The organism is Streptomyces sp. NPDC001381 (genome assembly GCF_042895685.1).
GTDB lineage: Bacteria > Actinomycetota > Actinomycetes > Streptomycetales > Streptomycetaceae > Streptomyces.
The window spans coordinates 1-12,524 of the sequence record NZ_JBIAWO010000019.1; the positions used below are offsets into that span (position 1 = coordinate 1).

Genomic DNA, 12,524 nt, shown 5'->3' on the forward strand with positions numbered 1-12,524 from the left:
GCAGCTCCGCTACGAGGGCCTTCGTCCGGCACGCCGAGGGCACGCACCGAACACCGCGGGCACCGCACAGGACTTTCGAAACACCCCCTAGGCCCCGTCGTCACATCCCGTCCGGACCCGGGGCGCGGTCAGCAGGATCTCCGCGCCCACGGGCACGTACCCCGCCGCCTGGAACGCCCGTATGCTGCGGGCGTTCCCGGGGGCGACCTGGGCCCACACCGGTTCGCCGGCGAGCTGTCGTGCGGCGGTCACCAGCAGCCGCCCGAGCCCCCGGTGCCGTACCGGCCCGTCCACCTCGACCGACACCTCCAGCCGGCCGCCGATCCCGCGGCCCGTCACCAGCAACCCGCCGTCCGCCGCCCACACGCGTACCTCGTCGCGCCGGCGGCGGGCGTAGCGGATACGGGGATGGCTCCGGTCCCCGGTCTCCCGCAGCCGCACGGACGGCTCGCCCGGCAGCGGGGAGCCCACCAGCATCGCGTCGATCGTCTCGGCGGTACGCCCCGTGCGGGCCATGAGGGCCGACAGGAACCGCGGGTTCATCGAGGCGGACAGGGGATCGCAGCCGGCGCGGCGCAGCTCGCCGTGCACCCACGTCGGGTCCTCGTCCGTGAAGACCACCGAGTGCGCGGTGAAGGCGAGGACCCCCGCGTCGCGCGGAGACATCTGCGGCACGACCGTGGTGCCGCCGTCGTCGGGCGGGAAGAAGCCCCGCGCGGCCGCGTCGAGAACGTCCCGCAAGGTCTCCACCCGTACTCCCTTCGCGCACCCGGAGTCTCCACCCACGGCAAGGCCGGGACTCACCCACATGATCGATGACGGCACGGGACTTCTCACCACCGGACCGGCGTACGGCGTGACCGGCGGCCGGCGTCCCCGCACGCGGAGGGCTTCGCCCGGGTGGGCGCCGCACTCCGCGCACGGGCGGGCCGTTAATCTGACCTGCGGCACTACGCCAGCACGACAGATGAACGCGACAAAAAGGGGCGGACCGGTGGCCGACATCGAAGAAGCACGCAAGCAGTTCCAGCGCATCGACACGGACGGGGACGGTTTCATCACCGCCGCCGAGTTCAAGACGGCCCTGGCCCGGCAGGGCGACTGGAACGTCACCGAGTCGGTCGCCGAGGCCCTCATCAAGACCCGCGACCTGAACGGGGACAAGGTCCTGTCGTTCGACGAGTTCTGGGCATACCTGGGCAAGTAGGACGAAGGGGGCGTCCCGTGGAGGGCGCCCCCCTCCGTCATCCCCGGCCCTCGCGCACCCCGCGCTCGACGCGCACGCGCTAGACGATCTCCAGCGGCCGGTGCGGTCCGTCCGGCAGCTCGACGGTGATCGGGTCACCGGGCCGCACCACACCGCCGCTCAGGACGACGCTCATGATTCCGGCCCGGAAGACCGGCCGGCCGTGCGCGTCCCGCCCGGCGACCTGCTTCAGCAGCCCCTTCTGGAAGGCGTCGATCTGCGCGCAGGGATTGCGCAGCCCGGTCACCTCGACCACCGCCTCCGCCCCCAGCCGCAGCCGCGCCCCGACCGGGAGCCCGAGCAGATCCAGTCCCCGGGTCGTCACGTTCTCCCCGAGCTGCCCGGCGCCCACCTCGAACCCGGCCGCCCGTACTTCCTCGAACAGCTCCTCGTGCATGAGGTGCACCTGCCGCAGATTCGGCTGCGACGGATCCTTCCTCATCCGGAACCGGTGCTTCACCGTCGCCCCGGCATGCACGTCCCCCTCCACCCCGAACCCCGCGACCAGCGTGATGCCGTCGCGATTGGGCTTGGTGAAGGAGTACGTGCCGTTGCTGCTGACGGCACTGACCGACCCGCTCATCCCGCGCACCCCCGTGTCCTCGGTGTCCCCGCCCGGTGCCTCAGCACTCGATGATGTTCACCGCCAGCCCGCCCCGGGCCGTCTCCTTGTACTTCACGCTCATGTCCGCGCCCGTGTCCTTCATGGTCTTGATGACCTTGTCCAGGGACACCTTGTGGGAGCCGTCGCCGCGCATCGCCATACGGGCGGCGGTGACGGCCTTGACCGCGGCCATGCCGTTGCGTTCGATGCAGGGGATCTGGACCAGGCCGCCGACCGGGTCGCAGGTGAGCCCCAGGTTGTGCTCCATACCGATCTCGGCCGCGTTCTCCACCTGTTCGGGGGAGCCGCCCATGACCTCGGCGAGGGCGCCCGCCGCCATCGAGCAGGCCGAGCCGACCTCGCCCTGGCAGCCCACCTCGGCGCCGGAGATGGAGGCGTTCTCCTTGAAGAGCATGCCGATCGCGCCCGCGGCCAGCAGGAACCTCACCACGCCCTCCTCGTCCGCGCCGGGGACGAAGTTGACGTAGTAGTGGAGGACCGCGGGGATGATGCCGGCCGCGCCGTTCGTGGGGGCCGTGACCACGCGGCCGCCGGCGGCGTTCTCCTCGTTCACCGCCATGGCGTACAGGGTGATCCACTCCATGGAGTGGGCCAGCGGGTCGCCCTCCGCCCGCAGCTGACGGGCGGTGACCGCGGCGCGGCGGCGGACGCGCAGACCGCCCGGCAGGATGCCCTCGCGGGACATGCCGCGCGAGACGCACGCCTGCATCACCCGCCAGATGCCGAGGAGGCCCTCGCGGATCTCCTCCTCCGTGCGCCAGGCCCGCTCGTTCTCCAGCATCAGGGAGGAGATCGACAGGCCGGTCTCCTCGGTCAGGCGCAGCAGCTCGTCCCCGGTGCGGAAGGGGTACTTCAGGACCGTGTCGTCCAGCTTGATGCGGTCCGCGCCCACCGCGTCCTCGTCCACGACGAAGCCGCCGCCGACCGAGTAGTACGTCTTCGTGAGCAGCTCCGCGCCCGAGGCGTCGTGGGCCGAGACCGTCATGCCGTTCGCGTGGTAGGGCAGGGCCTTGCGGCGGTGCAGGACCAGGTCGTCGTCGAAGGAGAACGGGATCTCGTGCGTGCCGAGCAGGTTCAGCCGGCCCGTCTGCCGGATCTGCTCCACCCGCTCGTCCGCCGTCTCCACGTCGACCGTGCGCGGCGAGGAGCCCTCCAGGCCCAGCAGGACCGCCTTCGGCGTGCCGTGGCCGTGGCCGGTGGCGCCGAGCGAGCCGTACAGCTCGCAGCGGAGCGAGGCGACGGCGTCCAGCAGACCGTCGTTGCGCAGCCGCCGCGCGAACATGCGGGCAGCGCGCATCGGGCCGACCGTGTGGGAGCTGGACGGGCCGATGCCGATCGAGAACAGGTCGAAGACCGAGATGGCCACGGGAGACTCCTAGGGTTTCGGCGGACGCCGCTGTCCGTCGGGTGGTGCAGAAGGGATTCTCACCGGGTGCCCCGTTCACCCGTATGCGTACGAGTGTGCGGGGCGCCCGGCGAAAAGGAACTACTTGTTCAGAACGGGGTACAGCGGGTGCTTGTCGGCCAGGGCCTTGACCCGTGCCTTCAGGGACTCCGCGTCGTAGGACGGCTTGAGGGCCTCCGCGATCACGTCCGCGACCTCCGCGAAGTCCTCGGCCGTGAAGCCGCGGGTCGCCAGCGCGGGCGTGCCGATCCGCAGGCCCGAGGTGACCATCGGCGGCCGCGGGTCGTTCGGGACCGCGTTGCGGTTGACGGTGATGCCGACCTCGTGCAGCCGGTCCTCGGCCTGCCGGCCGTCCAGCTCGGACGCGCGCAGGTCCACCAGGATCAGGTGGACGTCCGTGCCGCCGGACAGGACGTCCACGCCGGCCTCGCGGGCGTCGGCGGCCGTCAGACGCTCGGCGAGGATCCGCGCGCCCTCCACCGTACGGCGCTGGCGCTCCTTGAAGTCCTCGCCCGCCGCGACCTTGAACGAGACCGCCTTCGCGGCGATCACGTGCTCCAGCGGACCGCCCTGGAAGCCCGGGAAGACCGACGAGTTCAGCTTCTTCGCGAAGTCCTTCTTCGCGAGGATGATGCCGCCGCGCGGGCCGCCCAGCGTCTTGTGGGTGGTGGAGGTGACGACGTCCGCGTACTCCACCGGGTTGGGGTGGAGACCGGCGGCGACCAGGCCCGCGAAGTGCGCCATGTCGACCCACAGGTACGCCTCGACCTCGTCGGCGATCCGGCGGAACTCGGCGAAGTCCAGCTGCCGCGGGTATGCCGACCAGCCCGCGATGATCACCTTCGGGCGGTGCTCCTTGGCGAGCTTCTCGACCTCGGCCATGTCGACCAGACCGGTCTCCGCGTCCACGTGGTAGGCGACCACGTCGAACTGCTTGCCGGAGAAGTTCAGCCGCATGCCGTGGGTGAGGTGGCCGCCGTGCGCCAGGTCCAGGCCCAGGATGGTGTCGCCGGGCTGGGCCAGCGCGAACAGCGCGGCCTGGTTGGCCGAGGCACCCGAGTGCGGCTGGACGTTGGCGTACTCGGCGCCGAACAGCTCCTTGACCCGGTCGATCGCGATCTGCTCGGCGACGTCGACGTGCTCGCAGCCGCCGTAGTAGCGGCGGCCCGGGTAGCCCTCGGCGTACTTGTTGGTCAGGACCGAGCCCTGCGCCTCCATGACCGCGAGCGGAGCGAAGTTCTCCGAGGCGATCATCTCGAGCGTGGACTGCTGGCGGTTCAGCTCGGCGTCGACCGCGGCGGCGATCTCCGGGTCGAGCTCGTGCAGGGGCGTGTTCAGAACAGTCATCTGGTCCTCAGCCGGCGGTGTAGGCGGTGTACTCGTCGGCGGACAGCAGCTCGGCCTGCTCGCCCGTGACGCGTACCTTGAACAGCCACCCGTCCTCGAAGGGGGCGGAGTTCACCAGCGACGGGTCGTCGGCGACGTCCTGGTTGACCTCGACGACCTCGCCGTCGACCGGCGAGTACAGCTCGCTGACGGACTTGGTCGACTCCAGCTCACCGCAGGACTCGCCCGCGGTCACCGTGGCGCCGACCTCCGGGAGCTGGACGAAGACCACGTCGCCGAGCGCGTTGGCCGCGTGCTCCGTGATGCCGACCGTCGAGACGCCGTCCGCGGCGGCCGACAGCCACTCGTGCTCCTTGCTGTAGCGGAACTCCTGGGGGTTGCTCATGGCCTGAATTCTCCTGTACGCGGGGGAGTGCTGATGAATGAGGGACTGCTCGGGGCAGGCGTGAACAGCGCGGATGTGCGCAGCGTCACGTGCCCGACGGTCTCAGTGTCTACTTCTGGCGCTTGTAGAACGGCAGTGCCACGACCTCGTACGGCTCGTGGCTGCCCCGGATGTCGACACCGACGCCCGGCGTGCCCGGCGCCGCGTGCGCGGCGTCGACGTAGGCCATCGCGATCGGCTTGCCCAGGGTGGGGGAGGGGGCACCGGAGGTGACCTCGCCGATCACCTCGCCGCCGGCGACGACGGAGAACCCGGCGCGCGGGATCCGGCGGCCCTCGGCGACCAGACCGACCAGCACGCGCGGCGGCTTCGAGGCGGCCCGTTCGGCGGCCTCCAGCAGGGCCTCGCGGCCGACGAAGTCGCCCTCCTTCTCGAACTTCACCACGCGCCCGAGGCCCGCGTCGAAGGGGGTCAGCGCGGTCGACAGCTCGTGCCCGTACAGCGGCATGCCCGCCTCCAGGCGCAGGGTGTCCCGGCAGGACAGACCGCACGGGACCAGCCCGGCGTCCCGGCCGGCCTCGGTGAGCGCCTGCCACAGCGCGACGGCGTGCTCCGGCTTCACGAACAGCTCGAAGCCGTCCTCGCCGGTGTACCCGGTGCGCGCGATCAGGGCGGGGACCCCGGCGACCGTGCCGGGCAGGCCCGCGTAGTACTTCAGGCCGTCGAGGTCGGCGTCGGTGAGGGACTTCACGATCCCCGGGGACTGCGGCCCCTGGACGGCGAGCAGCGCGTAGGCGTCCCGGTCGTCGCGCACCTGCGCGTCGAAGCCCGCCGAGCGCTCCACGAGGGCGTCCAGCACGACCTGGGCGTTGGAGGCGTTGGCGACGACCATGTACTCGGTCTCGCCGAGCCGGTAGACGATCAGGTCGTCCAGGATGCCGCCGTCGGCCCGGCAGATCATGGTGTAGCGGGCGCGGCCGGTCGCGACGCCCCCGATGTTCCCCACCAGGGCGAAGTCGAGCAGGGCCGCGGCCTCGGGGCCGGTGACGGTGATCTCGCCCATGTGCGAGAGGTCGAAGAGGCCGGCCCGGGTGCGCACGGCGGTGTGCTCGTCGCGCTCGGAGCCGTAGCGCAGGGGCATGTCCCAGCCGGCGAAGTCGGTCATCGTCGCGCCGAGCTCGCGATGCAGGGCATCGAGCGCGGTGTGACGGAGTGCGGTACTGCTCATCGGTCGGTCGTCTCCCAAGGGCATGACAGGCGAGGTCGTTCCTCCCCATCTGTCATCGGAACCTGAGAGGTTCGCCATGACCGCCCGCTTCACGAGGAAGCGCAGGTCACGGCTTGCACCTTGGGTGGGGCCCCGGGAACGGCGGCCCGCTTTTCAGATGTGCCTCGCCCGCGCGGTAACGGGGCCTGAGAGATTCAAGGGAGGGACTTGCTCCTTCGGCGCCCCGGCGAAAACTGCTGCTGGGGACTCTCCCGCGCGGATTCAAACGGCCGGTATGCAGTTGGCGCGGACATCATTGCACGGCTTCACCCGATCGTGGCAGGCCGCATCTGTAACCGGCTTGTGTCGGTACGCGCACGAAAACGCGAGACACCGCGCATTACCTTCTCTTTACGCTGGAAGGGGATGAGGGACTTACCCGAACCCCAGGGGAGGACAATCACGGTGGACAGGACCACGGCGAGGACCACGCCCTTCGCGACCACCTCGGCACTCGCGCTGCCCGCGCTGCCCGCACAGCCGACGGGCCGGGCCCGCCAGGCGTGCGGCCCGCAGACCGTGCCCGTCGTCCGTGACCTGCGCGAGCGGGCCGGGCACAGCCCGCACGGCCTGCTGTTCGGCCCCCGTGACCTGGTCGTGGTCACCGGTCTGCCCGGCAGCGGCAAGTCCACGCTCATGCGGCGCGCCGTCCGGGGCATCCGCATCGACTCCCAGGACTCCCGCGACCGCTGGGACGCCCGGACCCCCCGCTTCCTGCCGTACGCCGTCTACCGCCCCCTGGTCCGCCTCGCCCACTACGCGGGACTGCGCCGCGCCCTGCGCACCGGCGAGGGCGTCGTCGTGCACGACTGCGGGACGCAGTCCTGGGTGCGCGACTGGCTGGCCCGCGAGGCCCGCCGCCGCGGCGGCACCCTGCACCTGCTCCTGCTGGACGTCACCCCGGACAGGGCGATCGAGGGCCAGCGCGAGCGCGGCCGGGGCGTCTCGCGGTACGCGTTCCTGCGGCACCGCAGGGCCGCCGCCCGGCTGATCCGCGCCGTGGAGAAGGGCCGGCTGCCCGCCGGCATCGGCTCGGCGGTCCTGCTCGACCGTGACGCGGCGAACGCCCTGAGCCGGATCGGGTTCACGGGCGGGGACAGGACCTGACACCCACAGGGGCGACGGGGGCCGCGAGGGCGGCGGAAAGCCCCCGGGCACCCGCTAGCCTTTCAGCCCCAGCAGTGGTTCCCAGCAGGCGGTAGGCAGATGGACTTCCCCCCGGCGGACTTCCCGGTCTCCCCGGACTTCCCGGCGCAAGCGCACCCCCATCCGCACGGCGGATGGCCCGGCAACGAGTTGGAGGAGGTGCTCTCCGCGTCCCTCGGCATGCCGGGCGCCGGCGGCCGGATCGTCGAGGTGCTCGGCCGCAGCTTCGTCTGGGTGCCCCTGCCCAACGGCGGCGGCCCGCACAGCGGCCCGCTCGACCTGCCCACGGTGGAGCTGGAGGGGCAGGCGTACGTGCCGGTGTTCAGCTCCGAGGAACAGTTCCGCCAGGTCGTCGGCTCCCACATGTCGTACACCATCGCCCCCGCGGTGGAGTTCGCCCGCGGACTGCCCCCGCAGGTCGGCATCCTCGTCAATCCGGACGGTGTGATCGGCATACCGCTGCCCCCGCCCGCCGTGGCCGAGCTGTGCCGCGCCGGCCGCACCGTGCTGGACGGTCCCGCGAGCGGCGGCCGCGTCCGCCTCTTCGAGCCCGACTGGCAGGACGACCCGGTGGACTTCCTCGCCGCCGCCTCCGCCGAGTTCGAGGCGACGGGCGTGGTCCTCACGGCCCGCCGCTGCCTCGCCGCGGTCGAGACGGCCGACCCGGTCATGTTCGTGGGCGTCGAGCTCGCCCACCTCGAAGGCGACGTCCGCGAACTCCCCCTGGACGCCCTGGGCCGGGCCATGGGCCGTGTCCCGGTGCGGTGGCCGGTCAACCTGATCCTGCTGGACGTGGCCCAGGACCCGGTGGGGGAGTGGATGCGGGAGACGGTTCGCCCTTTCTATACGAGGGTGCGCTAGCCACTCCGCGGGAACGGACCGGGCCCGCCGGGGGACGAGAACCCCCGAGCTCCGAAGCGGTCGATGTCGGCGGCTCCACATAAGCTGTTCCCATACGCGGGGCAACACGGATGAAGGGGCGGTAACGGTGAGCGCCAGCGGCATCGCGGCCGGACAGGTCGAGCACATGCTGCGCCAGGTCACGCCCGGGCGCTACGACGCCTACGAGGCTCTCCTGCGCGCGCTCGCGACCCCTGCCTCCGGCCAGGTCTGGATGCTCCTGTGGCAGGGTCAGGCCGGCTCCCCGGACGCCCAGTACGGGAACATGGAGGTGGACGGCCACGGCTACGCCCCCTGCGTCACCTCCGCCCAGGAACTCTCCGCCAGCGGCTGGAACCGCTCGTACGAGGTGGTCGACGGCGTCGACGCCGCCCGTACGCTCTATCCCGACCACTACGGCCTCTGGCTGAACCCGCACGCCCCCGGCGGCGGCGTCGGCATCCCCTGGCCGGATCTGCGCCGCATCGCGACCGGCCTGGACCGACAGCCCGCCGGACCCCTGCGGCTGTCCGAACCGGGCATCGAGATCCCCCAGTTCTACGCCCTGCTCGCGCAGAACGCCCACCGCACCCCGGCGGTCCGCGCGTTGCGCCGCGCCTGGGTGCAGCCGGCCCTGGGCGCGCCCTACCTCGCGGTCGGGCTGGACGTGTACGACACCTCCCCGCCGGCCGTGGACGCCGTACGGGCCATGATGCAGCAGTCGATCGGCGCCGTCCCGGACGGGCTGCCGGTGTCGACGGTCGCCATGACCGACGACCACGACCCGGTCGTGATGTGGATGCGGGCCAACGCCCGCCCGTTCTACGACCGGGAGGCCCACGTCCCCGCCGCCCAGGCACCGGCGGGCGGTTACGGTTATCCGCCGGCCGGCAGGTACTGATTCCGGACGCCACCCGTGACCGCATGGGTCACCCACAGGGGTTCTCCGCGCGTAGATGGCGGCGATTGGTCCGACTTCCGTCCGATGTGCCCCAACAAGTCGCCGTCCGCCCCGCGTTACCCACCGTCCGGATAACGGAACCCCTCTACCCGCATCACGTTTACGCATCCTTTCGCCGCCAACTCTGGCTACAGATCGCCAAAGCGTTGAAGACTCCCGGTCCAGGGGACTTCGTCCCTGTGTACGACGGACTGAACACGCCGCTACAAGCGGCAAGTGCGCGCCGGTCACCGCCGGTTGAGAGGGGTCCCTGCCAGATGACGGCACCATTGCACGAGCCGACCGCGGAAGCGGCCCCGAGCGCGGCTGAAGAAGCGGCGGTCGCCACCGCCGGCGCCAAGGCCGTACAGGGCCGTTCCCTGGGACGGATCGCCTGGGAACGCCTGAAGCGGGACAAGCTCGCCCTGGCGGGCGGCATCGTGGTGCTCTTCCTCGTCGTGGTCGCGCTGCTCGCCCCGGTCATCACGAGTCTGCTCGGCCAGGACCCGAACGAGTATCACGAGAACCTCATCGACCCGCTGTTCGGCACCCCGACCGGTTCCCTCGGCGGCATGAGCGGCGAGCACCTGCTGGGCGTCGAGCCGGTGAACGGCCGCGACATCTTCGCGCGCATCCTCTACGGGGCCCGCATCTCCCTGCTGGTCGGCTTCCTGTCCGCGGTCGTCGCCGTGATCCTCGGCACCGTCCTCGGTATCCTCGCCGGCTTCTTCGGCGGCTGGATCGACTCCGTCATCAGCCGCGTCATGGACGGCCTGCTCGCCTTCCCCCAGCTGCTCTTCATCATCGCGCTGGTCTCCGTCATGCCGAACGACCTGCTGGGGCTGACCGGTTCCAGCGTGCGGGTGTTCGTGATGATCCTGGTCATCGGATTCTTCGGCTGGCCCTACATCGGACGCGTGGTGCGCGGCCAGACGCTCTCCATGCGTGAGCGCGAGTACGTCGAGGCGGCCCGGTCCCTGGGCGCCGGGCAGCTGTACATCCTGTTCAAGGAGCTGCTGCCCAACCTCGTCGCTCCCATCGTCGTCTACACGACGATGATGATCCCCACCAACATCCTCACCGAGGCGGCCCTGAGCTTCCTGGGCGTCGGCGTCAAGCCGCCCACCGCCTCCTGGGGCCAGATGCTCTCCAGCGCGATCGACTACTACGAGTCCGACCCCATGTTCATGGTGGTCCCGGGCGTGGCGATCTTCATCACCGTGCTGGCGTTCAACCTCTTCGGCGACGGCGTACGGGACGCGCTCGACCCGAAGGCCTCCCGCTGAACCGCCGCACCGCAGCCGCACCTCAAATGTCCCGTGGCACTGACACGGGGTCTCTCATCAAATCCGGAGGATCCGAGATCGTGACTACCCAACGCACCTCAGGGCGGCGGAAGCAGGCATTTGCCGCTGCCGCCGCGGTCGCCGCGCTGCTGACCACGGCGGCGTGCGGCGGCGGAGGCGACGACGACAGCGGCAAGGGTTCGAGCACCGGTGCCGCCGGCTTCGACGCCGCGAACAACAAGGTCGCCCAGGCGTCCCTCGCCAAGAAGGGCGGCACGCTGAAGTTCGGCGCCGCCCAGGACGCCGACTCGTGGGACACCACGCGCGGTTACTACGGCATGATGTGGAACTTCGCCCGCTACTACAGCCGTCAGCTCGTGACGAACAAGGCTGAGCCGGGCGCCGCGGGTGCCGAGATCACCCCGGACCTCGCGACCTCGACCGCCAAGGTCACGGACGACGGCAAGACCTACACGTACACCCTGCGTGACGGCATCACCTGGGAGGACGGCAAGCCGATCACCGCCCAGGACGTCAAGTACGGCATCGAGCGCGTGTGGGCGCAGGACGTGCTGGCCGGCGGTCCGACGTACCTGAAGGACGTCCTCGACCCCAAGGGCGAGTACAAGGGTCCCTACAAGGACACCTCCAAGGACAAGCTCGGTCTGAAGGCCATCGAGACGCCAGACGAGAAGACCATCGTCTTCAAGCTGCCGCAGGCCAACTCGGACTTCGAGGAGATGCTGGCGCTCGTCTCGGCCTCCCCGGTCCGCCAGGACAAGGACACCAAGTCCAAGTACGGCCTGAAGCCGTTCTCCTCCGGCCCGTACAAGTTCGAGTCGTACGCCCCGGGCAAGGACCTCACCCTGGTCCGCAACGACAAGTGGTCGCAGGCTTCGGACCCGATCCGCAAGGCCTACCCGGACAAGATCACGATCCAGTTCTTCTCGGACGCCAACCAGCTGGACCAGCGTCTGATCAGCGGTGACCTGGACCTGGACCTCAACCAGACCGGCATGTCGCCGCAGGGCCGCACCACCGCCCTGAAGCAGCACAAGGCCAACCTGGACAACCCGGTCTCCGGTTACGTCCGCTACGCGGTCTTCCCGCAGAGCGTGAAGCCGTTCGACAACATCGAGTGCCGCAAGGCCGTGATCCTCGGTGCCGACCACGTGTCGCTCCAGACGGCGCGCGGTGGCCCGGTCGCCGGTGGCGACATCGGCACCAACATGCTGCCGCCGTCCGTCCCGGGTGCCGAGGGTCAGAAGTACGACCCGTACGAGCTGGCCGGCGCCAACAAGAACGGCAACGTGGCCAAGGCCAAGGAGGCCCTGAAGGCCTGCGGTCAGCCGAACGGCTTCAAGACCACCATCGCGGTGCGCAACAACAAGCCGGTCGAGGTGGCCACCGCCCAGTCCCTGCAGGCGTCGCTGAAGAAGATCGGCATCACCGCCGAGATCGACCAGTACGACGGTTCGCAGACCGCCGGCATCATCGGCAGCCCCTCGAACGTGAAGAAGAAGGGCTACGGCATCATCATCATGGGCTGGGGTCCGGACTTCCCGTCGGTCCAGGGCTTCGGTCTGCCGCTGTGGAGCAGCAAGTACATCGCGGAGAGCGGCAACAACAACTACGCCCTGATCAAGGACAAGACGATCGACGGTCTGTTCGACTCGTACGTCACCACCCTGGACGACGCGGGCAAGACCAAGATCGCCACGGAGATCAACCACAAGGTGATGGAGGGCGCGTACTACCTGCCCTTCGTCTTCGAGCGGTTCATCAACTGGCGCTCGGACAACCTGGCGAACGTCTACACGACCGACGGCTACAGCGGTCAGTACGACTTCGTCAACCTTGGTCTGAAGAACCCGAAGAAGTAGTCGCGGCACACCCGCCGAACGGCACGAAAGGCAGGTGAAGGCCGGCGCGGCGTGATCGCGGGCCGTCGGAAGTACCCCAGCGCTCAAAAGGCGTGGGAGGTACGCCCCCGATGGC

12 protein-coding genes and 1 riboswitch are annotated in these 12,524 nt (G+C 70.4%); of the genes, 6 read left to right on the forward strand and 6 right to left on the reverse strand.

What is annotated here, in order from left to right; genetic code table 11:
• Positions 1–87: 87 nt before the first annotated feature.
• Positions 88–750: a GNAT family N-acetyltransferase gene (locus tag ACFY2L_RS38160; RefSeq protein WP_390824629.1), complete on the reverse strand. Its 663-nt coding sequence runs from the start codon at positions 748–750 to the stop codon at positions 88–90.
• 244 nt (positions 751–994) lie between these two features.
• Between ACFY2L_RS38160 and ACFY2L_RS38165 the strand changes: the two genes are divergently transcribed.
• Positions 995–1,207 (forward strand): EF-hand domain-containing protein, encoded by a 213-nt coding sequence (locus ACFY2L_RS38165; RefSeq protein WP_390824630.1) that lies wholly within the window; start codon positions 995–997, stop codon positions 1,205–1,207.
• Between the two features lie 79 nt (positions 1,208–1,286).
• Here the strand turns inward: ACFY2L_RS38165 and ACFY2L_RS38170 are convergent, their stop codons facing one another.
• The 5 genes from ACFY2L_RS38170 to gcvT all read right to left on the reverse strand — a co-directional run bounded on the left by ACFY2L_RS38170 (position 1,287) and on the right by gcvT (position 6,236).
• Positions 1,287–1,829 (reverse strand): MOSC domain-containing protein, encoded by a 543-nt coding sequence (locus ACFY2L_RS38170; RefSeq protein ID WP_390824631.1) that lies wholly within the window; start codon positions 1,827–1,829, stop codon positions 1,287–1,289.
• A 40-nt stretch (positions 1,830–1,869) separates the two neighbouring features.
• Entirely contained in the window at positions 1,870–3,237 is a 1,368-nt protein-coding gene (locus ACFY2L_RS38175) for an L-serine ammonia-lyase (protein WP_390824632.1), read from the reverse strand.
• Positions 3,238–3,357: 120 nt separating this feature from the next.
• Positions 3,358–4,623 (reverse strand): serine hydroxymethyltransferase, encoded by a 1,266-nt coding sequence (gene glyA / locus ACFY2L_RS38180; protein WP_390661430.1) that lies wholly within the window; start codon positions 4,621–4,623, stop codon positions 3,358–3,360.
• Positions 4,624–4,630: 7 nt separating this feature from the next.
• Positions 4,631–5,008 carry a glycine cleavage system protein GcvH gene (gene gcvH / locus ACFY2L_RS38185; RefSeq protein WP_390824633.1) on the reverse strand — a complete coding sequence of 126 codons (378 nt, stop codon included), beginning with the start codon at positions 5,006–5,008 and terminating at the stop codon, positions 4,631–4,633.
• A 109-nt stretch (positions 5,009–5,117) separates the two neighbouring features.
• On the reverse strand, positions 5,118–6,236 hold the full coding sequence (gene gcvT, locus ACFY2L_RS38190) for a glycine cleavage system aminomethyltransferase GcvT (RefSeq protein ID WP_390661428.1): 1,119 nt from the start codon (positions 6,234–6,236) through the stop codon (positions 5,118–5,120).
• A 163-nt stretch (positions 6,237–6,399) separates the two neighbouring features.
• A riboswitch (glycine riboswitch) is annotated at positions 6,400–6,500 on the reverse strand.
• Positions 6,501–6,641: 141 nt separating this feature from the next.
• Between gcvT and ACFY2L_RS38195 the strand changes: the two genes are divergently transcribed.
• From ACFY2L_RS38195 to ACFY2L_RS38215, 5 genes are all read left to right on the forward strand, one after another.
• The gene (locus ACFY2L_RS38195; protein WP_390661427.1) at positions 6,642–7,382 is read left to right on the forward strand and encodes an AAA family ATPase; all 741 of its coding nucleotides are present in this window, start codon (positions 6,642–6,644) and stop codon (positions 7,380–7,382) included.
• A gap of 99 nt (positions 7,383–7,481) precedes the next feature.
• Positions 7,482–8,282, forward strand: a complete 801-nt coding sequence (locus ACFY2L_RS38200) for an enhanced serine sensitivity protein SseB (RefSeq protein ID WP_390661426.1) — start codon at positions 7,482–7,484, stop codon at positions 8,280–8,282.
• A 127-nt stretch (positions 8,283–8,409) separates the two neighbouring features.
• On the forward strand, positions 8,410–9,201 hold the full coding sequence (locus ACFY2L_RS38205; RefSeq protein ID WP_390661425.1) for an enhanced serine sensitivity protein SseB C-terminal domain-containing protein: 792 nt from the start codon (positions 8,410–8,412) through the stop codon (positions 9,199–9,201).
• Between the two features lie 317 nt (positions 9,202–9,518).
• Positions 9,519–10,526 carry an ABC transporter permease gene (locus ACFY2L_RS38210; RefSeq protein ID WP_390661424.1) on the forward strand — a complete coding sequence of 336 codons (1,008 nt, stop codon included), beginning with the start codon at positions 9,519–9,521 and terminating at the stop codon, positions 10,524–10,526.
• 80 nt (positions 10,527–10,606) lie between these two features.
• Positions 10,607–12,409: an ABC transporter substrate-binding protein gene (locus ACFY2L_RS38215; RefSeq protein WP_390824634.1), complete on the forward strand. Its 1,803-nt coding sequence runs from the start codon at positions 10,607–10,609 to the stop codon at positions 12,407–12,409.
• Positions 12,410–12,524: the final 115 nt, after the last annotated feature.